22 protein-coding genes are annotated in these 21,847 nt (G+C 47.0%); 19 read left to right on the plus strand and 3 right to left on the minus strand.

Annotated features, from left to right (window positions below; translation table 11 throughout):
* Positions 1 to 16 precede the first annotated feature (16 nt).
* From AC58QO_RS27570 to AC58QO_RS27650, 17 genes are all read left to right on the plus strand, one after another.
* Entirely contained in the window at positions 17 to 907 is an 891-nt protein-coding gene (locus AC58QO_RS27570) for a carbohydrate ABC transporter permease (RefSeq protein WP_497271216.1), read from the plus strand.
* 117 nt (positions 908 to 1,024) lie between these two features.
* Positions 1,025 to 2,641, plus strand: coding sequence for an extracellular solute-binding protein (locus AC58QO_RS27575; protein WP_497271217.1), 1,617 nt, complete (start codon positions 1,025 to 1,027; stop codon positions 2,639 to 2,641).
* Positions 2,642 to 2,714: 73 nt separating this feature from the next.
* Positions 2,715 to 4,757: an alpha-galactosidase gene (locus AC58QO_RS27580; RefSeq protein ID WP_497271219.1), complete on the plus strand. Its 2,043-nt coding sequence runs from the start codon at positions 2,715 to 2,717 to the stop codon at positions 4,755 to 4,757.
* 194 nt (positions 4,758 to 4,951) lie between these two features.
* Positions 4,952 to 6,121, plus strand: a complete 1,170-nt coding sequence (locus tag AC58QO_RS27585) for a YhgE/Pip domain-containing protein (protein ID WP_497271221.1) — start codon at positions 4,952 to 4,954, stop codon at positions 6,119 to 6,121.
* 17 nt (positions 6,122 to 6,138) lie between these two features.
* A complete protein-coding gene (locus tag AC58QO_RS27590; protein WP_497271223.1) occupies positions 6,139 to 6,726 on the plus strand; it encodes a TetR family transcriptional regulator in 588 nt (195 codons plus the stop codon).
* Between the two features lie 14 nt (positions 6,727 to 6,740).
* Positions 6,741 to 7,760, plus strand: coding sequence for a PfkB family carbohydrate kinase (locus AC58QO_RS27595; RefSeq protein ID WP_497271224.1), 1,020 nt, complete (start codon positions 6,741 to 6,743; stop codon positions 7,758 to 7,760).
* Positions 7,761 to 8,612: 852 nt separating this feature from the next.
* Positions 8,613 to 9,320 carry a CpaB family protein gene (locus tag AC58QO_RS27600; protein ID WP_497271226.1) on the plus strand — a complete coding sequence of 236 codons (708 nt, stop codon included), beginning with the start codon at positions 8,613 to 8,615 and terminating at the stop codon, positions 9,318 to 9,320.
* 299 nt (positions 9,321 to 9,619) lie between these two features.
* Entirely contained in the window at positions 9,620 to 10,855 is a 1,236-nt protein-coding gene (locus AC58QO_RS27605; RefSeq protein WP_497271228.1) for a CpaE/TadZ family protein, read from the plus strand.
* 23 nt (positions 10,856 to 10,878) lie between these two features.
* Positions 10,879 to 12,381 (plus strand): ATPase, T2SS/T4P/T4SS family, encoded by a 1,503-nt coding sequence (locus tag AC58QO_RS27610; protein ID WP_497271229.1) that lies wholly within the window; start codon positions 10,879 to 10,881, stop codon positions 12,379 to 12,381.
* Positions 12,378 to 13,310: a hypothetical protein gene (locus tag AC58QO_RS27615; protein WP_497271230.1), complete on the plus strand. Its 933-nt coding sequence runs from the start codon at positions 12,378 to 12,380 to the stop codon at positions 13,308 to 13,310. Before AC58QO_RS27610 ends, AC58QO_RS27615 begins: the two co-directional genes overlap by 4 nt.
* A gap of 13 nt (positions 13,311 to 13,323) precedes the next feature.
* Positions 13,324 to 14,223 carry a hypothetical protein gene (locus tag AC58QO_RS27620; RefSeq protein ID WP_497271231.1) on the plus strand — a complete coding sequence of 300 codons (900 nt, stop codon included), beginning with the start codon at positions 13,324 to 13,326 and terminating at the stop codon, positions 14,221 to 14,223.
* 21 nt (positions 14,224 to 14,244) lie between these two features.
* Entirely contained in the window at positions 14,245 to 14,394 is a 150-nt protein-coding gene (locus AC58QO_RS27625; protein ID WP_497271233.1) for a hypothetical protein, read from the plus strand.
* Between the two features lie 16 nt (positions 14,395 to 14,410).
* A complete protein-coding gene (locus AC58QO_RS27630; RefSeq protein ID WP_497271235.1) occupies positions 14,411 to 14,557 on the plus strand; it encodes a hypothetical protein in 147 nt (48 codons plus the stop codon).
* On the plus strand, positions 14,554 to 14,979 hold the full coding sequence (locus AC58QO_RS27635) for a hypothetical protein (RefSeq protein WP_497271236.1): 426 nt from the start codon (positions 14,554 to 14,556) through the stop codon (positions 14,977 to 14,979). The genes AC58QO_RS27630 and AC58QO_RS27635 overlap by 4 nt, the downstream gene beginning before the upstream one ends.
* 16 nt (positions 14,980 to 14,995) lie before the next feature.
* Positions 14,996 to 15,478, plus strand: coding sequence for a hypothetical protein (locus tag AC58QO_RS27640; RefSeq protein WP_497271237.1), 483 nt, complete (start codon positions 14,996 to 14,998; stop codon positions 15,476 to 15,478).
* Between the two features lie 180 nt (positions 15,479 to 15,658).
* Positions 15,659 to 16,837 (plus strand): M24 family metallopeptidase, encoded by a 1,179-nt coding sequence (locus tag AC58QO_RS27645; RefSeq protein WP_497271239.1) that lies wholly within the window; start codon positions 15,659 to 15,661, stop codon positions 16,835 to 16,837.
* Positions 16,838 to 16,969: 132 nt separating this feature from the next.
* Positions 16,970 to 18,367 (plus strand): family 16 glycosylhydrolase, encoded by a 1,398-nt coding sequence (locus tag AC58QO_RS27650; RefSeq protein ID WP_497271241.1) that lies wholly within the window; start codon positions 16,970 to 16,972, stop codon positions 18,365 to 18,367.
* Positions 18,368 to 18,441: 74 nt separating this feature from the next.
* Here AC58QO_RS27650 and clpP read toward each other — a convergent pair whose 3' ends face one another.
* From clpP to AC58QO_RS27665, 3 genes are all read right to left on the minus strand, one after another.
* Positions 18,442 to 19,023 (minus strand): ATP-dependent Clp endopeptidase proteolytic subunit ClpP, encoded by a 582-nt coding sequence (gene clpP, locus AC58QO_RS27655; RefSeq protein WP_497271243.1) that lies wholly within the window; start codon positions 19,021 to 19,023, stop codon positions 18,442 to 18,444.
* 66 nt (positions 19,024 to 19,089) lie between these two features.
* Entirely contained in the window at positions 19,090 to 19,413 is a 324-nt protein-coding gene (locus tag AC58QO_RS27660) for a hypothetical protein (protein WP_497271245.1), read from the minus strand.
* A 12-nt stretch (positions 19,414 to 19,425) separates the two neighbouring features.
* The gene (locus AC58QO_RS27665) at positions 19,426 to 20,019 is read right to left on the minus strand and encodes an ArsR/SmtB family transcription factor (protein WP_497271247.1); all 594 of its coding nucleotides are present in this window, start codon (positions 20,017 to 20,019) and stop codon (positions 19,426 to 19,428) included.
* A 533-nt stretch (positions 20,020 to 20,552) separates the two neighbouring features.
* Here AC58QO_RS27665 and AC58QO_RS27670 point away from each other — a divergent pair.
* Positions 20,553 to 20,948 carry a DeoR family transcriptional regulator gene (locus AC58QO_RS27670; RefSeq protein ID WP_497271249.1) on the plus strand — a complete coding sequence of 132 codons (396 nt, stop codon included), beginning with the start codon at positions 20,553 to 20,555 and terminating at the stop codon, positions 20,946 to 20,948.
* 4 nt (positions 20,949 to 20,952) lie between these two features.
* Positions 20,953 to 21,777 (plus strand): response regulator transcription factor, encoded by an 825-nt coding sequence (locus tag AC58QO_RS27675; RefSeq protein WP_497271251.1) that lies wholly within the window; start codon positions 20,953 to 20,955, stop codon positions 21,775 to 21,777.
* Positions 21,778 to 21,847: the final 70 nt, after the last annotated feature.

Consider the following 21,847-nt stretch of genomic DNA (forward strand, 5'->3'; position numbering starts at 1 on the left):
GAAATGGTGGGTCTGAATGAGAACAAAATCGAGTGGCGATATCGTTTTCACCTGGTTCGTTTATGCGTTCCTCTTTCTGGTGTTTATTGCAACGTTCTACCCTTTCTGGAACATTCTAGTCCTGTCTTTAAACAGTGCTGAGGATACGATCCGGGGCGGCGTATATTTCTGGCCGAGGGTGTTTTCCTTAACAAGCTATGTGCAAATTTTAGGCGATCAGGAGATTATAAATGGGGTCAAAGTGACGCTAGCACGCACACTGATCGGCACACCTCTTGCTGTTCTGGTAATCAGTCTGCTTTCCTACCCGCTCAGCAAGCGTGATTTGGTCGGTGGAAAGTTCATCACACTTTTCTTCATATTCACGATGTACTTTGGCGGAGGCTTAATCCCCTACTATATGATCTTAAAGAGTTTGCACCTAATTGATACCTTCTGGGTGTACATTGCGCCAGGTCTTATGAATGTGTTTTTTATGATTCTGGTACGCACATTTATTCAGCAGCTTCCTGGGGAATTAGATGAGTCTGCAAAAATGGACGGCGCGAACGATCTGCAAATTTTCGTCAAGATCGTATTGCCGCTGACGACTCCAGTGCTTGCTACGATCGGTTTGTTTACGGCGATCGGACATTGGAATTCTTGGTTCGATTCTTATGTATTCACCTACAAGCCTGAACTGAAGACGCTGCAGGCTGTTCTCGTCAAAATTTTGAATCAATATCAGACATCCTCTATGGTGTCGGATGCGCAACAGATGGCGGATTCAGCGAAACGCCTCGCCGTATCATCGGATTCGATCCGTATGGCTGCAACGATCGTGGCAACGGTGCCTATTGTCATTGTGTATCCATTCTTGCAAAAGTATTTTGTCAAAGGGATGACAGTGGGAGCTGTTAAAGCCTAATCCAGTTTGCTCATTCTTGAAAGGCGGTGGTTGGGAGCCACAGTGGATAGGTTAATACCCTAGTAAGCCATGTAGTCAGATGTTTCCAATACAATTAGTCAAGGGGGATTTAATTCTATGTTCAAAACCAGGAAATCGTTCAATGTGCTGCTTTCAACGCTCCTTATGGGTTCCGTCATCGCCGGTTGCTCTACGAAGGAAAATACGGCCTCTACAAGCGATAAGCCAGCTGCTGCAACCGATAACAAAGCAAACGATACGACACCGCTTAAAATGACGTTCTTTGATAAAAATACGGGTGATGCTTTCACGAACGATGTTGCGAAGGAAATTACGAAACGGACGGGTGTTACGATTGAAATTCAGCAGCCAACAGGCAATCCTTCCGAAAAGCTGAATCTGATGCTCGCCAGCAGCGATTTGCCGGATCTTGTTTTAATGGATCGCGGAGATATCGTTAGTAAGTACATCGCCGCAGGGGCAATTATTCCGCTGGATGATCTAATTGCGAAATACGGTCCCAACGTGCAGAAAATGTATGGGGACACGTTGAAAAAGACGCGGTTTACCGACGGGAAAAACTACTATCTTTCTAACTGGTACGGCCCGGAGAATGAGCCTGTATTCGGCATAAATATGCGCAAGGATTGGCTTAAACAGATTGCTCCGGACAAAGCTGAAGGCGGAAAGCCATTCACGGCAGATGAATTTGAGACGCTATTGAAGGATTTTAAGGCAAAGCTTGGCAAAGTGGACGGCAAAGACGTATTCCCAATGAGCTTCAATGGTGAAAACATGGGCGCTGTGCTCGGAACGTTTAAAGGCATGTGGGGAATGAAGACGTACTTCGAAGATAATGGAAGCCTGAAGTACGATGTGAAAGACCCAAAATATAAGGACATGTTGTTGTACTTGAATAAGCTGTACCGCCAAGGATTAATTGATCCGGAATGGCCAGTCAACAAGAAGCAAACGTGGGAGCAAAAAATATCTAACGGACTCGTATTTGCATCGCCAGGCGCTTATTGGGATTTTGGTACGCCTAACGGTGTACTTAAGAAAGCAGGCGGACCTGAAAATCAACTTTATCCATATAAACTTGTGGGACCTGGCGTTGACCCGGCAAAAACGACATTAGGACCTAAAAGCTCGCTCGGTTGGGATGCGATAGCGATCACAAAAACGAATAAAAACCCAGAAAGAACGATGAAACTTATTGACTTCCTGGCTAGCGAAGAAGGCCAATACCTTCTCATGTGGGGGATAGAGGGTGTGCACTGGGATAAGAAGGACGGCAAGCATACACCGCGTCCGGAAGTTCTTCAAGGTTTTAAAGATGATTGGGATAACTACGCGAAGAAAACAGGTATTCGTAAATGGACGTGGTTCGTGAAGAACGGTAAAGGCTCCGACGGTACGCCATTTGATTTACCGGGACGTTACCAACGTAACGAGATCGACCAGATGGCACTGAAGAACTTGTCTGATACGGTGTGGGAAACAGCGGCTTATGATAATCTCGGCCCTGCCGGCGGCACCCCAGATGCGCTAGTCAGCCAGAAAATTTCAGATATTATGAGCCAGACAATTACGAAAGTAATCATCTCCAAGTCCGAAACGGATGCAGCCGCACTGTTTGATAAAATGCTTGCCGATATGAAGGCAGCAGGTGACGAGAAGGTAGAGAAAATCATGAGCGACAACTACAAAAAACGCATGGATCTTTGGAAGTAAGAGAGGATGCAGATAGGAAGCCGATGCACTGTTCGGCTTCCTTCTTTATTAAATAGGCATGAAGGAGCGGATAATGATGATATCCAGTACGATTATCTTTCAAGAGTTGAACGGGCAAGTAGTTGTAGAAAATGGGTTGTGCCGAATAATCGTCGATTTAGCAAGCGGATTAACCGAATATGAATGGGATTCCGGGAGCCGCTTGAGCAGCGCTTACAGTGCAGCCCGGATCGAAAGCCAATACTTTGCTTCGACGGAATATTCAGAGCACCAACTGGCCGTTAGCGGCACTCACATGATCCATGATGATTTCGGCACAGGTTACCGCTTCTCTGTGATTCATTCAGATGAGTCGCTTCCGGTTATGACGCAGACGTTCTGGCTCTATGAAAAAGTGCCATACTTTTTCGTTCAAGTCGAGCTGGAGGGTAAATCGGAAGCTTTGGAGACGAACTATATTTCTCCCTTGACGGTGAATCCAGCTATGGGATCATCAGCGATTTCTTTGGACATAGAGGTAAAGGAACTACGTGCGTTGTTGATGCCTTTCGATAACGACAAGTGGGTGCGTTACGAATCAATAGCCATGCCGAATAAGGTGGAAAGCTACGAGGTAACGGCTATTTTTGAGCCTGTATCGAGAAAAGGGTTAGTTGTTGGTTCTGTTACACATGACACTTGGAAAACCGGTCTGAAAGTGGTCGGATGTGAAGGAGCGGATATACACCATCTGGAGGTATATGGTGGAGCAGCAGGGGAGTATACACGCGATTCCATGCCTCACGGTACGCTGATCGGCAAAACAGTTACTTCACCACGCATCTTTGTGGGCATGTATGAAGATTACAGAACTGGACTGGAGGAATACGGGAGGGCCAATGCTGTGATAGTGCCACCGCTTCAATGGGAACACGGTGTTCCGTTCGGATGGAATAGCTGGTCGGCGGCAGGGGGAGAACTCGACTACGAGCTTTACACCCATACGTCGGACTTCTTAAAGAGCTTGCACGATGGCGGGTTCCATCATCAGGGGACTGTCTATATAAACTTCGATTCCTTTTGGACGAACTTATCGCAGGAGCAGCTCGAAGACGCCGTGCGTCACGTTCGTGACAATGGACAAAAACCCGGCATTTATTGGACACCCTTTGCTTTCTGGGGGGAAGATTTCGATCGGGTTGTGGAAGGCACCGATGGCAAGTATACGTATCGAGATCTTCTGCTGCGAGATGAACATGGGCAAATTTTACCCGAGTTGGACGGAGGACTTGCGATTGATCCTACACATCCTGGCAATTTGATGCGTACGGAATGGCAACTTGAACGTTTTGTCAGGTGGGGCTTCGAGTACATTAAACTCGACTTCCTAGGACACGGTGCTTTGGAAGGCATGCACTTCGATAAAGAAGTACGTACAGGACTTCAAGCGTACAACCTTGGTATGGCGTTAATCAAGACCAGGCTTGATCCCATGGTTATCGGACGTCCATTCTTTATAAATTTGTCCATCGCGCCTATGTTTCCACATCAATACGCGCATAGCAGGCGCATTTCATGCGATGCCTTTGGTACACTCGAAGATACGGAGTATATGTTGAATTCACTCACATATGGTTGGTGGATGAATGGGACCCTATTCCCTTTCAACGATCCTGACCACACCGTACTATACAAGAGCTTCAACCAAGAACCAACGATGGTACAGGAAGGTAGGAGTCGTCTAAACGCTTCCCTTATTGCCGGGACGGTTCTTCTCATGGGGGATGATTTCCGCAATGAGGAAGCAAGAACTAGGGCAGAGAACTGGTTGAGCCGACAAGAGCTACTATTAATTGCAGGGACAGGAGAAAGTTTTATTCCTGTTGAGGGAAATACAGATGCTGCTTCTGACAATGTGTTTTTCAAAATGGCAGATAACGAGTGTTTTATTGCCGTGTTTAACTTTAATAAAAATGAAATGGTTGAGAAACGTATATCCATCGAACGTATGGGTCTGCCCCAAAATGCGACGTATTGGTTACACGATCTTTGGGAGACAACTGCCCTTCAGTCAACAGGAGATATAAGCGTTCAATTGGAACCGGCAGAGTCAAAGATTTTTAAGTTGATTTTGTAGAGGAAAGAGCTGAAATAAGCCATCCGAACCGATAAGGCTCGGATGGTTTATTTATTGGTTGAACCCAGGAACGAACATTTGTGTCGTTAGTAGTCCCTCCTGTTGTACTACATGTTTGACAAATGGTTTTAACTGCCTTATCATTTAAACAAACGTTTAATTTAAATGATTGTTTAATGAAGGGGAGTGGTCACATGAGAGAGGCAATAGCAACTTTTTTAAAGCCAGCGACAACGAAGGTAGGGATCATCACAGCGATTACGTTTCAATTGCTGTTTAGTATTATATGGATGACAGGGTATTCCGGGGTATCGGATAATACGAAGAATTTGAAGATCGCGATCGTCAATGAAGATCAGGCAATGGGAGGCAAAATTGTTCAAAACCTGCAGAGTAATCTGCCTTTTGAGACGGAAGTTATCGCGTCGGATGAGGAAGCACAAAGCAAGCTTGATTTGCGTGAAGTGCAGATGGTTATGTATATTTCGCCGGATTTTTCCAAGAAACTTCAAACGCCAGGGCAAACAGCACCGATCAGCTATACAGTCAATGAGTCGAATCCGTCTATGACGAAGTCGATCATGCAGGCTGTGGCGGGGAACATTACAGCAACCGTCAATAAAGAGGCAGTGGCGGCGGGGGCATCGGCAGTACTGACACAAATGAATCCACAGCTTCCGGCTGAGCAAGCAACTCAGATTGCACAAGGGCTGGCGAGTAAAGTAAGCGCGGACATTCAAAGCACCAATAAAGTAAAGGATATGCCGAATCAAATGCTGCCGATGATGCTTGTGCTTGCCTCAATTGTGGGTACGATGATCATGGGAATGAACTTCAGTGTCTCAACCAATCTAATTGGTGCATCTCTGTCTAAAACGCAAAAAATGGCCGCACGTATTGGTATAACTGTGATTGCTGCGGTTGTCATTGGACTTATCAGTGCCACCATGGTTGTTTCATTGGGAGGTCAGGTAGATAAAGGCTTTGTTGCTCTGTGGGGCTTCGAATCATTGTTCTTATTAACGTTTGCTTTGGTTGCACAAATGTTTTTGACATTGTTTGGGAACGCAGGTATGCTATTTAACATTGCTATGTTATCACTGCAGTTGGTCTCCTCTGGTGCGATTGTGCCGAGGGAACTCCTGTCGAATTTCTATCATTCTATCAGTAATTACTTCCCGGCGACTTATGCAGTAAATGGATTGATGAATATCTTGTTCGGTGGGCCTGGTGTTGGCAGCGAAGTTGGCTTTTTACTTTTGATTGCTGCGGTGGCATTCGTCATTGATATGTTAGTTGTGGTTGTCAAAAGGGCTAAGACAGCACCATCCGCAGACGTGGTCAATCCAACGCTTAACTATTGATTAGGAGGGCGCTAGGCATGGTTCAACAAGAGTCAGATATGAAAATGAAAATTGTGCTGGCAGCGAAAAAGCTGTTCGCTAAACATGGTTATGATGCAACTAGCGTACGTCAAATATGTGAGGAGGCCGGGGCCAATGTGGCTCTGGTTTCCTACTATTTTGGTGGAAAAGAGAGCGTTTTCCATGAAATATTTAAACAATTTTTCCCTTCAGACAAATTAACGGAATTTTTTAAAGTGGAAGATCCGCTTGCAGGTATCCAAATGGTGATTAGGGAAGTTGTGAAGATCCGAAATGAGGATCCGCAGATGATTAGCCTGATTCAGATGGAGATTATCACGATTACCCCGCGTGTGGAGAAAATAAGAGAACTTGTTTTTCCAATATGGAAAAAAGTCCGGGAACTACTGGACAAAGGAAGACAAGATGGCTTGTATACCTTTGACTCGTTGGATAGCACGCTCATGTTTGTGTTAGGTGCTATGTTTTTTTATAAGCAGAGGGATTTTTTTGAACCGATGTTTACGGAAGAGCGGCCGGATATGGAAACGCTGATTGGGCAAACGACGGCATTTGTCATGCGCGCGCTCGGTTATCAAGAATAGAGGGGATGGGCTATATGGGGAAAATAACCGAAACATCCAAATCAACGATATCAAGCAAACCAACCAGGTCGACTATTGTGTGTTTGGGTGAGCTGTTGATTGACTTTGTGCCCGAGGTGAATGGTCAAGCGCTTGCCGACGTTACCCAGTTTGGCCGGGCAGCGGGCGGAGCGCCAGCCAATGTAGCTGCGGCGGTCGCCAAACTAGGCGGCGACGCAAGGTTTATCGGCAAAATCGGCCGAGACCCCTTCGGCGATTACTTAGTTCGCACGCTGCAGGACGTAGGCGTGCAGACGGCTGTGCTCCAGACCGACGAGGCGAAGACCGGTCTGGCTTTTGTTTCGCTGCGCGCGGACGGTGAGCGCGATTTCTTGTTTTTCCGCGACCCGGCGGCGGACATGCTGCTGCGCGCTGACGAAGTCGAGTCGCAGTGGCTGGAAGACGCCGCGGTCTATCATTTCGGCTCGGTATCGCTGATCGCCGAGCCTTGCCGTACAGCTACGCTCGACGCTGCGCGGCGAGCGAGAGAATATGGCGCATTGGTGTCGTACGACCCCAATGTGCGGCTAGCCCTATGGCCGAGCGCGGATGCCGCTCGGACCGAGATCCTTGCGCAGCTAGGGCTTGCAGATGTGGTCAAGGTCAGCGAGGAGGAAATCGAGTTCCTCCTCGGCGTTGACGCGACCATAGGTGCGCAGCAGCTGCTGCAGAGCGGACCCAAGGTGGTTATTATCACCTTGGGGGCGCAGGGCTGCCGCGTCGTGACCGCGCGGCAGGATGTCGTGATCCCCGGCGTGCCCGTGGCAGCCGTGGACACGACTGGCGCCGGCGACAGCTTTGTCGGCGGCATGCTGTATCAGCTGGCGTCGCTGGGCGTGACGCCAAACACCGTCGTTGACGCACTCGCCGAGGTGGGTGCGGCTGAGCGTGTTTTTGCCTTCGCGAACCGCGTCGGCGCTATTACTACGACGCGCAGGGGAGCGATACCTGCGCTGCCAACACTAGCAGAGGTTACTGAGGAGATCCAGCATTAAGCTGGGTCTCTTTTTTCTTGCTTAGCAGCACGCTTACACACTTTCTGAGGTATTTACAAGGTTACAAGGATGGCACTGGTCGGGTGACGATATAGCTAGAAACCAAATTCTGAGGTATCTGCAAGTTTAGCATGTAGGTGTTGAGTGTGATATCGTTTGAAGCCAAATTCTGAGGTAACTACAAGTTTAGCAAGTGCGGGCTGAGTGATATTATTGTTTGAAGTCAAATTCTGAAGTATCTGCAAGTCTAGCCAGCATGGGCTGAGTGTTAATATTCTTTGAAGTCAAATTCTGAGGTATCTGCAAGTTTAGCAAGTAGGTGTTGAGTGATGATATCGTTTGAAGCCAAATTCTGAGGTAACTACAAGCATACAATAAATTTCTATTGGCTTCGAGTTGGTGAGAGTTGTGAGTGGTGAATGGTAGGCGCATCCTGAGTGGAAGGGATAGTGCGTATAGAAGTTCCTATCGAAGAGTGCGTGGTGATTTCCTGCGTTTTGGAAAGTGGAAGTATAGTGATAGAAGGTAGGCGCATCCTCAGTGGAAGCTCCTGAGTGGATGGGATAGTGGGTACAGATTGTAGGTAGGATGTTTCTGAGGCGATGGGATAATGCAAATAGATAGGGTAACAACTGATATGTTAAACGAGCGGGCAGCATCTTGTCGGAAATAATTGGAATTGGAATTTTGTAAATAGATGTTGAAAATTGGAAGTTTATGTGATACTTTAATTATATTGTTTCGAACTTATTGATAATAATATAGTTTGATTTGCGAAGAACGCAAATTTCGGAGATGGATTTTCCGAGGTTTGCGTTCTTTTTGTTGTGTTCAAACGAAGGAGGTGATCGATTGAATCGCAGGAGAAGCCTGCTGATAAGTGTGGTTGCTGCGGTGCTAGCTGGGCTGCTTGTATACGGCGTATATGTGCTGCAAGTGAATCAGGTAGAGCTGCAGCAGACGGTTCAGGTTGTGGTTCCGAAGGATTTTATTCGTGCAGGTCAGTTGATTCGAGGTGATATGGTCGAGTTCAAAGCGATTCAGAGAGGAAGCTATACAGCGGGTATGATGACGGAGCTAGCTGATGTTGTAGGTCAGGAATCAATGATTCCGTTAGGTACGCAAGAGCCCATTCTGAAGTGGAAGGTAAATCGTTATCATCTCCTTCCCAATGAGCAACAGGCGACTTTTCAAATTCCAAAAGAGTATCTGCTTACAGTTTCCAATGGTATCCGCGCAGGAGATCGAGTTCGCATGTATGTGTCGGGGATGGATGGCAGTTCGCGCAGGCTTTTTGAAGAGAAGGAAATTACAGTTGCGTCTGTTAAGTCCTCAGCGAATGTGGAGGTAGATAATCCGAAGAACTCCAATTTGTTATCCAAGGTTGAGGGCGATGAGCAAAAGATGTACACCTCAAGGCTGGAAGCTAACGGCGCCATTGATCAGATTAATTTGAATTTGACGGAGAAGGAATGGCTCCAGATTGATCAACTGTGCTCCTCGAAAAAAGCCAAGCTGGTGATAGCCTTTAGTTCTACGTCGATTCTTGCAGAAGAGTAGGGGGAGAGGGGGAGCAGGTGATTGGTTGTTGGGAGTCGGGGATATGAGGAAATAGAAGTGGAGTAAGTGGGAGTCGTGGGAAAGAGGAGGCGGAAGTGAAAACAGGGAGTCGTCGAAAAGAGGGTGAGGAAGTGTAAACAGGTAGTCGTGGAAAAAAGGAGGAGAAATGGAAACAAGGAGTCGAGGAACGAGTATGCGGAGGTGCAAGATGTGGGAGTGAATCCCGCAAATAAGCTCGTAGGGTATGGAAAGTGAATTAGATTTCGATGCTAATTTAAGTGAAAGAGAGGTGAGTCCATTTGCAAATCGGTCTAGTGTCGAAGGATCAGCGATTGATTGATGAGCTTACGAATGTGGTGTATGCGAAACCGTTTGGATGGCGAATATTTTCGGAGGTTAATGATTTACAGCCTAAATCTGTGGAGCAACCCTACTCGCACGTTATTCTTTCGGATCGGGAGCTATCCTACGGGGAGCTGGAGGAGTTTCTGGAAGGCTTGCAGGGACAAGTTCCAGCGATGAAAGTCATTGTGTTACTGTCGAATTATCATGATGCCTCGATCAATGAGAAGTATGTGAAAATGTGCAAGTTGATGAAGCTGGATTATATCCTTCCTGGTCGCAGTACGGCTGTGATTGCGGATGAAATTCGCGCATGGGTTGATGGGGCCGGTGGTGGTCAATCGAATCAAGCGCTTGCTGGGAAATTAATTACGTTCGTTGGTTCTACACCGAATATTGGTACTACGCTGGCGTCTTTTGGCGTGGCCTATATGTTAGCGATGGAGACTTCGAAGAAGGTCGGTTATCTGTGTTTGAATCTCAAAAGCTCAAAGCTGCACCGGTACCTGGGGCGTGAAGAGCAACTTTTTACGTTAGATGGGTTGAGAGCTGAGCTCAAGGCGCAAAGTCTAACACCTGAAAGATTGCTTCACGTTTGTGACAAGCCGAAAGAGGCACATGGATTACATGTCCTATATGGGAATATGCTTCGTGAGCAGGCAGAGTTTTTCACGCCATCGGAAGTTATCCATTTGTTGCGGGTGGCACGTGGTGCTTTTGACATCTGTATCGTAGAAGTTAGTGCATATTGGGATAATGCGGCGACGGTTAGCGGACTGCTTGAAGCAGATAGCAAAATTGTGGTCACGACAGGCGACATTGCGCATTTTCAGGAGGATTTCTCGAGGTGGATCAGGCAGGTGGGGTCTGTATTTGGTTTACAACCGGATGCTTTCGAACTTATGGCCGTCCAAACGGATCGGCATGCGAAGCAAAGTGAATTCACGATCAAGGATATTCGCAAAGAAACGCAGCTGCATCTGATCGGACATGTTAGCAGGCACGGGGATGCGCTTGCTCGTTGCAACCAAGGGAAGCTGATAGAGATGTTGAACTCATCGCATCCGATGCATCATGAGGTGAAGGCTGTAGCGCAGAAATTCGCTGACTTCTATAAGCTGCCTCAGAGGGCGAGTGTGCGACAAGAGACCTGGTTTCAAAAGCTTATCGCCGGTAAACGAGCGGTCAGTTAAATCTATTTCAGGAGGTGAAGGGAGTGAGTGGGAAAAGGTTTTCGATGATTACCTACATGCATGAACGTAGGACAGAAGAGGCCGTTGTTGGGTTCAATCACTATCCGAAATTGCAGGCTGCCAATTCTAATGATGGAGTAGTCGAACGCACAAACGAAGTACATGTAAACGGTAGCGGTAAGGAACACTCTAGCGTGGGTGAGGAAGCTTTTTTCCAGCAATGGGTACATGAGATTCGCAGTGAGCTTGTCTCTTTGAAGGGCAGGTCAGAGATTGAAAAACAGCTGTATAATGAGACGCTGAATCGTGCGATTCTGGGCTATGAAGAGGATCGTGGCAAGTTGCTGGCGATCATTCATGATCTGGTGTCGAAAAAGAGACTTTCGGACATCCCACCTCGGACTAGCGGGTATACGACACTGCCGGAAGCGATTTTTGCCGAAATTATTGGCCTAAATGTCCTAGAACTCGTCCTCAAACAGAAGGAAGGATTAGAAGAGATTCAGGTTGTGGGTAAGCAGATTTTTGAAGTGCGTGGCGGCATCGCCAAACCCTCTCTTTACGAGCTGCCATCCATCCGTGAATTAGAGCGAATTCAACAAAATTTGGTGTTGTTTAACCACGATACCCTCAATCCCAGAAAGCGTTGGGCAGAGGTTGTTCTTCAAGATGGTTCGCGTGTGACGATGACTGGCTTCGGCTTTACAGCGGAACCGACCTTAACGATACGATTCTACACAGTAAAAAGATTCGATTTAGCCTCGCTTGCCTCGCCAGACCTTGCCACGATAGATGCTCGCATGGAGCAATTACTTCGTTGTTTTATCCGCACTTACTTGAATATGGTCGTCATTGGACCGACAAACTCAGGTAAAACAAACTTACTCAAAGCGATCATTGCCGAAATGAACGAAAATGAGCGAATCATTACGATTGAATCGCGATTTGAGTTGAATTTAAAACGAGATTTCCCACAGAAAAATATCGTCGAATATGAAATAGACGAGGAGGATCCGAGACATTCGGGTTTGCAGGCTTTTAAGCTGGCGTTAAGGCAGTCCCCGAAGCGCATTTGTCACGCCGAAATACGGGATGAAGATGCGAATTTGTATGTTCGTGCTTGTACACGTGGTCATGAGGGCAGTTTGACTACGGTCCATGTGAGTGAACTGGAGGATGTGCCGGACGCGATTACTGACATGTGTATGCTGGATGGCAGAGGGATGGACTCCAAGCGTTTGACGAAACGGATTACGGAATTTGTGACACATATCGGCATTGAAATGCAGGTTGTTCACGGCAAAAGAAAGATCGTACGAATCGTCGAATACCGTTATGAAAATGAATGCGTTTTCGTCACGAATCTAGCTCTTTATGACAACTCGACAGACAAATGGACATTTCCCGGGAAATTGTCGCTTCATGCATCGCGAAAAATTAAAAAGGCTGATGCAGAGAGCTATTCGCTGTTGATGGAGCACGGATTTATCGAAAAGGATGGGAAAGAGGGCGATTTAGAGGGGTGATTTTCGCCAAATATGTCTTTATTCTGTTGTTATTTGTGCTCGTATTTGTGGTTTTTCAAGCGCTGTTAGAGTTGCTTATCCGACAACGCAAAGCCAGGTTCCGCTTGCACTATGTAAAAAACGCGACAGTTAGCGCGAGATTAAGTGCTTATTTGGAGACATGGAGTTGGATTTATAAGCATTTGAAGGAGTTGCTGGAATCTGTCGAGTCGAAATTAAGCATGCGAGCGATGCTGACAATAAGCTTAATTGGGTTATTAGCTGGCTTGTTAGCAGGCGTTTTGTTTTTCCAATCCTTTAAAGGAGCCCTTATCATTACTGTGATTGGTGCTTCGCTGCCGTATTTACTGCTTCGGGTGAAGCTGGTGAGCGTCCGATTGCGAACGAGGTTAGAGTTTCTTCCTGCTGTTGAAGTTTTTTATCAGTATTACATGACGGATCCTAATCAGAATATGAAAATCGCGCTGAGGTATTGTCTAGAGGAAAATCGAATTTTGTATCCGATTAAACCCGTTTTCGAGCAATTATATCGTCATTTGATGACGCAAAGGGATACGGAGGAAAGCTTGCGGATTTTCTCACTGACGCTTGGTCATATCTGGGCGGATTATTTTACGGGGATTATCCGAGTGGCCTTGAAAGAGGGAATCTTTGTCGGAGATAGCTTGAAGGAGCTCATCACTGACATGCGCAAAGCACAGCGTTTTGATCAAATGGAACGAAATCGACTTCTAGAAATTCGAATTGCGAATTTTACGCCAATTGGGTTCCTAGTTTTGTTCATGTGGATTAATTTCAAAGTGAATGCAGATAACGCCTATTTGTACTATGTGATTGACCCTGCTGGTCGGAATATGATTTTAGATGCACTTATGTTGATATTTATATCGTTTTTGATGGGTATTTACTTATCCATGCGAAGAATGTGAGGAAGTGATTTCCATGGTTTTGGTCAACACCCAGTTGCTTATGCTGCAGGTTGCTACGCGTTTGCTATTATTTATTCTTTTTATGATGATGATCTATCACGGTCTTAAGTATATACCGCTTCGCAAGAAGAGATGGCGATCTTTGAGAGTAAAAAGCGCGCTAAAAGAGGTTCAAATACCTCCTTGGTTATATAAATGGCTGGGGATGAGTACGAAATCAGTCGAGGAAAAGCGCCAATTGTTGTTGGGGTGCGGGATTTGGATGAATGCGAATTTGTATGAGGGAGCAAGAAGGTTGCTTTTAGGTGGTGCGCTTTTCCTTGGAGGGGTGGGATATGCGGCTTTCAGGCACCCGTGGCTCTCGTTACATTTACAGCCTGCGTATGTGCTAGTGGGTGCTGTGGTGGCAGCGATCTTTCTTTTGTGGGATGGAAAAGTACTGGCACAGCTAAAAGAGAAGCGGTCACAGCGCATCGTGCGGGATATTTACGCAATTAGTCGCCAACTCTTGTACTACAATGATTCGAAATTGAATTTGCATGACAAATTGTCTTTATGTGTCGGTCAGACGACATCGATTCGAGCTCACGTTCAGCTATTGCTGAATGAATGGTATCAAGGAGCCGAAGAGGCGATTTCCCATTTTAAAAAGAGACTAGGAACCGAGGAAGCTCATAGCTTTGGAGAGACGCTGAATGCGCTCAGGTTGAATGAGCATGGGGACTATTATGAGCTGTTAAAGCAGCGCATTCAGGACTACAAAGAGAAGATGGAATTGATTCGCGACAGCAAGAAGGAAACGGTATCGTATGTGCTTTTTGTACTCGCGGGACTGCCGATTCTGAATACATTTCGAGTGTTTATGTACCCTTGGATTGCCGAAGGGCAACGATTATTTGACGCTATTAACTAATTACGCAAGGAGAGCGATGAAATGAGAAATATTTTGGTTACGGTGATGATGCTGATTGTGGTTGCGTTGTTATTTACTTCGATTATTAATGATGGATCGACGGGAATGAGACGAAATATTAATACCCATGGGACGACAGCGAATACGAATATTACTGCACTTCAACCATAGAGATGGCAGGCAGTGTATGAGGTCTATTCTTGTAACGGTGCTGTTGATGATTGTCGTGATCGGTATTTATTTCGATGTTGTTGGAGGAAGTACGGGGACTCGCAGGCAGGTTAGCGATAGCGGGGGTAGAATTAATGGGGCTATCGAACGGATTAATCCATGAAGCAGATATTGGTGTTTATTCTTTTTGCTACAATGCTTTGTTGGTTTATGTTCGCACCAGTATATAAGCATATCATCATCGTTCGGCAGGCTGTGCTGCAAAAGGAAGTCGATTATTTGCTCGAGGTTGGCGCGAATGGCAGCCATGGATATATTAATGAAGCGATGATTCAAGAATCCAGAGGTCGCATGGCGGAAAGAGGCTTCGTGGTCGGAGATCTTGAGTACGTGGTTGCCACCAACACAGGAGTTGGCGGCATGGATGCGAGCGCACCTGTATGGCGAGGGACGGGCTTAAAGCTAACGATGACATATCCGTATCACCGGCTTTTTGTGATTGATCAGCTTGTCGGCATTACGATTCCGGCTGCTTCTGATCGTATGGGCGCGACAGGGATGAAAATGAGTGAATATGTGCCATGAGAGTTGAGGGACTGGCGTGTATAAGCTGCTTTTAATGATGTTAATGAGCGTGGTTTTTATGTCTTTGTATGCCCTGCAAACCGATGAAGAATTAGCGATGCATACTGTGTTTCAGGGGAAGCATGCGCTCAACAATGCCGTACATGCGGCTGCTCAGCAAAGTGATGGGGCGAAGCTGGCACAAGGGATACATTCGATTGATGAGACGAAGGCGAGAGAGGCTGCGCTTTCGTATTTGCAGGTTAATTTACGATTAAACGGGGAAAATGAGCCGCTGCCGGATACGTTTTTGCAGAGCACGGTGGTGATTGACTTGTTTAAGGTTGTTAATGAGGGGGAAATATTTCCCTACACGTATAGGGATGACAGTCGGGATTACTCGGTCACGCTTGAACGACCTGGGGTGATTATGTTTATTCGGTTGGATTTTCCGAGAACCTATACGGTTTTGCAGCCGATCACGTGGACGATTAAGTCTTCTGCGGAGATGGTGTTTTGAGTTGAGGGAAAGAGTAGTGATGGAGTGCTGATAGGGTGTCGAAGGAGTAAGGAGAGATTACAACAGAGTGAGAAAAGAGTGCCGATAGAGTACTGATCGAGCCCCTTTTGAGCGATTAAGGTTATTTCAATGTATAATGGAGGTGAGGTGTGAATCTACGGCGTATAGGAGTCGATTGTTATGACAATTTTTCAGCAAAGGCAGCAGGGGCTGCAAGATGAGATGCGTAAGCGTGGGTGGTCAGGCTTCCTGGTCACGCACAATGTCGATATATATTATTACTGCGGCTCGATGCAGACGGGGTATTTGTTCATTCCGACGGAGGGCGAAGCGATCTATCTCGTTCGTCGCAGTTTGGTACGCGCAGAGGAGGAAGCGTCAGCGGCTGTCGAAGCGCTTGGCTCTTGGAAGACGCTCGGCGAGCGGCTTCGCGCGCGCATGGGGGCAGCGGCGGGAGATCCGCTGCGGATTGCGACGGAGCTGGACGTGTTACCCGTCCAGCTGTACTTGCGATTGCAGACCGCGCTGCCCGGCGCGGTCTGGGAGGACGGCTCGCTGCTCGTGCGAGAACAGCGCATGATCAAATCGCCGGACGAAGTCACGGCGATTCGGGCGGCAGCGCGCGTCGCGGACGACGCGCTGGAGGCGGTCATCCCCCACATTCGTGAGGGGATGGCGGAGTTTGAGCTGATGGCGCTCATCGAGCATCAGCTGAGGCTGCGCGGGCACCAAGGGCTGATGCGCATGCGCGCGTACAATTCCGAGTTAATCACCGGAATGGTAGCGTCAGGCGCATCGGCAGCGGTGCCCACCTATTTTGACGGGCCGGCCGGGGGCACGGGGCTTCACCCGTCCAGCCCGCAAAGCTCAGGCCGCGCGCTGATTCGGCGCGGCGACCCAATCCTCGTCGATATCGGCTGCACCATCGACGGGTACTTGATCGATCAGACGCGCACGCTCGTGATCGGCGATCTAGACCCTGAGCTGCAGCGAGCCTATGACGTGGCGGAGGCGGTTCTCCGCGCCACGGAAGCCAGGCTGCAGCCGGGCACGATTGCCGAGCATCTGTATCTGCTCGCGCTGGATCAAGTGCAGGAAGCTGGGCTGAGCGCCCACTTCATGGGGTACGGCGCTGACCAAGTGAAATTCCTTGGTCACGGTATCGGGCTCGAAATCGACGAGCTGCCCGTTCTCGCCAAGGGCTTCAAATACCCGCTGGCACCCGGCATGGTCATCGCGATTGAGCCCAAATTCACCTTTCCGGGCAGAGGTGTCGTAGGAATTGAAGATACGTATCTGATCACCGAGAGTGGATACGAGAAATTGACGTTATCCCGTGATGGGATACGGTCTTTATAAGAACAGAGAGATCTGCGTGTATGCAATCACGCGGGTCTCTTTTTTTCTGCAAGAACAAGCATGAACGAGCATGTCAGCTCGCCAATCGTCATAACATGATAGCGATTACATTTTGCATAGGAGGAATGAATAATGGTCAGGAATAAATTATGGGGGAAAATGATGAAGAGCGCATGGACACTCCTCTTTGCCGCAGCGCTCTTGATTCCACAGGCTCTGCAAGCACCGAAGGCGGAGGCGGCCGATTTTCCAGCTAATCCAATCAATAAGCCTGGCTGGATCTTAGACACGAACGATGAATTTAATGGCACGAGTCTAAATCAAAGTTTGTGGATTCCAAAGTTTCTAGAAGCGCGGACAACAACAGAACGCTCACAAGCCAACTACATTTTTAGAGACGGGGCTATCGTGCTTCAAATTCTGCCAGACCAGTTAACCTATAAGGCAGGCGGAACGACCAAGGTTTCCTCGATTCAAACCGCGGCCAAAGATTATCTGCATTTGGATGATCTTTATCAACATATCCCGACGGATATTAAATATGCGACGCAGTATGGCTATTTTGAAGTCCGAGCGAAGTCTCAGAAAGGCAGCGGCATGCACACCGCTTTCTGGGCAACGGGTGTTGAAGATGAAGCGTGGCAAGAGCTGGAAGTGGACATCTCGGAGCATCCAGGTAGGAATGTGCAGCAAACCTTGATGAATTTCTACAAATGGGATGATCCGAATGCAACCGATTCGGCGGGGGCTGTGAATGTAGGGTTCGATATGACGACGGAGTATCACATTTATGCGATGGAGTGGGATTCTTCTGGGATTAAACTTTATGTGGATAATCAACTCAAACGTACGTATGCCTACTCGCCGAATTATCGGATGAATTTTTATTTGGGCATTTTTGAAAATGCAGGATGGACGGGGCCTTTGGATACGACAATTGCCTATCCCAAAGAGTTCGCCGTTGATTATTTCCGTGCGTACAAAAAAGATCCAAACGCCACACCACCCGCTGATTTACTCAGCGATAACTTTGAGGATGGCAGTGCAACAGACTGGACAATGGGACTTGGCAGCTGGAGCGTGGTAACGGATTCTTCCAAAGTGTTCCGACAAAGTGCAACAACGGGGGAAGGGATTGTTACGAATGGCAACACGCTTTGGCATAACTATTTTGTAGAATCTAAGGTGAAAATAGCCACCGCTAACGGAGGAGCGGGCGTTATTGGTCGGTATCAGGATGCCAATAATTATTATATGCTGCGCCTAAATGATACGGGAGATAAGCTCCAGCTGTATAAGAAAAATAGCGGAACATTTACACTGCTTCAGGAGACCGCCGTTACAGTGAATTTGAACACCTGGTATACGCTCAAGCTTGTGATGATTGAGAATAGTTTGGATGGCTATTTGGATGGTGTGAAGAAAATCAGCGGAATCTCCGATAGCTCGATTTCCACAGGCAGTATCGGGCTTCGCACGTTTAATGCGGATGCCAAATTCGATGATGTTGGGGCAGGCCACAACTATTAATGCTATGAAATAACACGAAAGACTACCAAAGGAGGTGAGGCTCTTTGGTAGTCTTTTTTATTCGAAGATGTTTGTTAGATTCGTGAAATTACCTTATCAATCAATCCATAAGCGCGTGCATCCTCAGCGTCCAAGAAGTAATCGCGATCCGTATCCAGTTCGATTTTCTCGATTGGTTGTTTGGTGGTTTGGGAAAGGATACCGTTGAGAACTCTGCGTGTTTTGAGAATATGCTGAGCGCGAATGTGAATATCACTTGCTTGCCCTTGTGCGCCTCCCCAAGGTTGGTGAATCATGACCTCGGCATTCGGCAGTGCGAATCGTTTACCTGGCGCACCAGCTGTTAGAAGAACAGCGCCCATGGAGGCAGCCATACCTACACAGATCGTCGATACATCCGGTTTAATGAAGTTCATCGTGTCATAAATCGCGAGACCAGCTGACGTAGAGCCGCCCGGCGAGTTAATGTAGAGGGAAATATCCTTCTCAGGATCCTCTGCAGAAAGGAATAATAATTGCGCAATAATCGCGTTGGCAACTTGGTCGTTCACTTCTGTGCCTAGGAACACGATTCTGTCTTTCAGTAAACGGGAATAAATATCATAAGAGCGCTCTCCGCGCGCGGTTTGTTCGACAACCATGGGTATGAAGCTCATTGAAATCATCCTTTCTATGATGCAAAGTAAGTTTATTTTGTTAATGCCATTAAATGGTCTAGCCCATTAAGCGGCTTTGCATTGGATCGTATTTGTATGAACTGTAGTCTTCTGGCCAAAACCAGAGGAAACCATAATGAGTCGAATAGGCTCTTCATTTTGAAGAGTGGGGAACTCGCGAACGGTAACGGTTGCTTCGGAATCTATGGTAGGTATGGAAATTTGTCGGCGATAAGAATCAATAGCAATGACCTTGTTCGTACTGGAGGAATCTGTTGAACGTTCGATCGGCTGTTCCCAAACAATGACAGGTGACACTGGTGCAGGTACACGATCCTGCTGAGACTGACTTGTTTGTTGCTCATGCGCTTGTTTTTGCTTTTGACTCATGGCAATGCCTCCTCATTCCTTCGGTTTGGGATAAACGGCTAGCAAAACATGGTAAGCGTCCTGAACCTTATCCGGAACACTCGAGTAACGCTCCACTAACTGCTGGACCATCGCCGCATATTCCTCAATGAATGCTTGCCGCTGCTGTTCCGTGCATAGCTGTACTTGAAGCTGTAACGTCGCACTTGGAATGACTTCGCCAACGTCAGACTGCTCCATAAGCAGCATAGCATCTCGGCGTATGCGCTCGGAAGTCGTCACGAGATGGGCAAGGGAGCTCTGATCCTTCAGCTTTTGCAAGGTTTCAGGTTTCATGCTGAGTGACTCGGCGAGTACAAAGGTTTTGGCGATCGATCGGTACAGCACCTCGACCAGATTGCGCACCTGGCGTGTACCTACGCGCTGAACCAATCCGGCTTTCTCCAGCGCTTTCAGGTGATAGTTGATGCGCTGAGCCGTCTCGCCTAAGGTCCTCGCCACTTCCGCGGCGGATCCTGGCTCTAGGAGCTGGGCGATGATTTCACCGCGAAGCGGATTTAGCAGCACAGTTGCCTGCTCAGGGGACTCGATGTAGTAGCTGTCTTGGATCTCATTTTCTTGTGGCATGGAGTGGATAGCCTCCGTGTACAAAATATATGTTACGTACAAATATTTTATTACGTGGAAGAGAGAAAGTCAATGGGCGGGGGAATACCTTCTTCCTCTCGTAATTATCGGGTGACAAATAAGTTTTGAAGTGACAAATAAAGTTTTGAAGTAACAAATAAAGTTTGAAGTATAGAAATGGTATCTTATGCGAGATTGAATAATACCAAGAAATATGAGGGAATATGTGCTTAGTCTGCAAATGCGTTCACTCCATTGGGTGGGCGCATATTTTATTTTAGGGGGAATGGATGATGAATAGCGGTAGTGCAATACGCAAAACGAACGCATCAGCCGAATTAAAAATTTTCACTCTAATCGTGGATTTGTAAGGTATTGTGGGGGTTTACGTGGCATTTATCTTGATTTTATTCGTTAAAAGCCTCATAATGCTGTCATGATCAGTCGATAAATACGTGATGTATGTAGATGTTGGGTTTCTTAGGAGAGTGATGAATTCACATCATTTCCTATAAAGAAGAGGTGTTTTCTTCATGCTCGTCGATGAAAGGCGTAATCTTATTCGAAAAATGGTATTGCAACAAGGTAGTGTTAAAGTCATTGATTTAGTGCGGCAGTTTCAAATATCCGAGGAAACCGTGCGTCGTGATCTAAACCAATTAGAAGCAGAAGGCTTAGTAAAGAAAAATTATGGAGGAGCAGTCGTTATAAAGGATGCAGGGAGTACTGGAGATTCGGTAAACCTGATTTTTTATGGAATGCGATGCTTCATGTCAAGGCATAAATCCGCAGGCAGTTCCCATCTCGGTAACCCGAACCGGAAATCAGAACATCTGCCCCTTATAGCTGACTTGGGGATAATTGGCAATGGAGTAATCATTTCGTATTTGATAATATCAAAAATACAAGTCTCAATTGAAGAGGTGTAGGCGAATGCATAAGCTGTTGATTGTTGAGGACGAAAATAAGACAAGAGCCGCATTATGTAAAGCACTTAATTGGAGCAGCTTGGGCATCGGAGAAATTCGCGAGGCTTCAAATGGGAGGGAGGCGTTGGATAGTGCTGCCAACTATCGTCCAGATCTGGTTGTTACCGATATCCGGATGCCCGAAATGGATGGCATCGAGCTTACCCGGCAGCTTATGACGGAGCATCCGGAAGCGAGTGTTATCATTGTCAGCGCGTATACCGATCTCACGTATTTGAAGTCTGCCATTAAATACAATGCAGTGGACTATATTAACAAGCCCTTGGACTTGGCAGAGCTCGCAGAAGCGATCGAACGGGCTCTGGAACGTATTGAAATGAAGGAGAGCAAGAGGAAGCTCGAAGAAATGCTAGCGGTTGCAGCGCCATTACCGATCGCCGAGACTTTAGGCGTTAGCTCCTTTGCGGAGGAGCAGCCTATTGGAACCTTTCTTGACCGCGATACGAAGCTGGTTCGTAATATCAAGGAAATGATTGAGTCGCAGTATGGGGATGAATCGTTAACCGTAAACCAAATCGCAAATCATTACAACTATACAAGCGCGTATATCTGTATGATCTTTAAGAAGGCCACAGGCATGACCTTGAACAATTATATCAACCAATCTCGTATTAACCATTCCAAGAAGCTGCTTGCGGAAACGCCGCTTAAGCTGGCTAATATCGCGATTTCAGTCGGATATAATAACGAGAATTATTATAGCAAGGTGTTTAAGAAATATGTGGGAGTAAGCCCATCCGAATTTAAAAAAGGAGGCCTGAGAGGATGATGCAAGTCTCGGCTAAACATGAGCGGTTCAGCTTTTATCGGAATATGAGCCTCAGACGGAAGGTTTTTTT

The sequence above is a fragment of the Paenibacillus sp. J31R30 genome (assembly GCF_059692115.1).

Coding starts and splice junctions, on each gene's coding strand:
- AC58QO_RS27570 (WP_497271216.1), top strand. CDS start 17: ATGAGAACAAAATCGAGTGGCGATATCGTTTTCACCTGGTTCGTTTAT.
- AC58QO_RS27575 (WP_497271217.1), top strand. CDS start 1,025: ATGTTCAAAACCAGGAAATCGTTCAATGTGCTGCTTTCAACGCTCCTT.
- AC58QO_RS27580 (WP_497271219.1), top strand. CDS start 2,715: ATGATGATATCCAGTACGATTATCTTTCAAGAGTTGAACGGGCAAGTA.
- AC58QO_RS27585 (WP_497271221.1), top strand. CDS start 4,952: ATGAGAGAGGCAATAGCAACTTTTTTAAAGCCAGCGACAACGAAGGTA.
- AC58QO_RS27590 (WP_497271223.1), top strand. CDS start 6,139: ATGGTTCAACAAGAGTCAGATATGAAAATGAAAATTGTGCTGGCAGCG.
- AC58QO_RS27595 (WP_497271224.1), top strand. CDS start 6,741: ATGGGGAAAATAACCGAAACATCCAAATCAACGATATCAAGCAAACCA.
- AC58QO_RS27620 (WP_497271231.1), top strand. CDS start 13,324: ATGGTTTTGGTCAACACCCAGTTGCTTATGCTGCAGGTTGCTACGCGT.
- AC58QO_RS27625 (WP_497271233.1), top strand. CDS start 14,245: ATGAGAAATATTTTGGTTACGGTGATGATGCTGATTGTGGTTGCGTTG.
- AC58QO_RS27630 (WP_497271235.1), top strand. CDS start 14,411: ATGAGGTCTATTCTTGTAACGGTGCTGTTGATGATTGTCGTGATCGGT.
- AC58QO_RS27635 (WP_497271236.1), top strand. CDS start 14,554: ATGAAGCAGATATTGGTGTTTATTCTTTTTGCTACAATGCTTTGTTGG.
- AC58QO_RS27645 (WP_497271239.1), top strand. CDS start 15,659: ATGACAATTTTTCAGCAAAGGCAGCAGGGGCTGCAAGATGAGATGCGT.
- AC58QO_RS27650 (WP_497271241.1), top strand. CDS start 16,970: ATGGTCAGGAATAAATTATGGGGGAAAATGATGAAGAGCGCATGGACA.
- clpP (WP_497271243.1), bottom strand. CDS start 19,023: ATGAGCTTCATACCCATGGTTGTCGAACAAACCGCGCGCGGAGAGCGC.
- AC58QO_RS27660 (WP_497271245.1), bottom strand. CDS start 19,413: ATGAGTCAAAAGCAAAAACAAGCGCATGAGCAACAAACAAGTCAGTCT.
- AC58QO_RS27665 (WP_497271247.1), bottom strand. CDS start 20,019: ATGCCACAAGAAAATGAGATCCAAGACAGCTACTACATCGAGTCCCCT.
- AC58QO_RS27670 (WP_497271249.1), top strand. CDS start 20,553: ATGCTCGTCGATGAAAGGCGTAATCTTATTCGAAAAATGGTATTGCAA.
- AC58QO_RS27675 (WP_497271251.1), top strand. CDS start 20,953: ATGCATAAGCTGTTGATTGTTGAGGACGAAAATAAGACAAGAGCCGCA.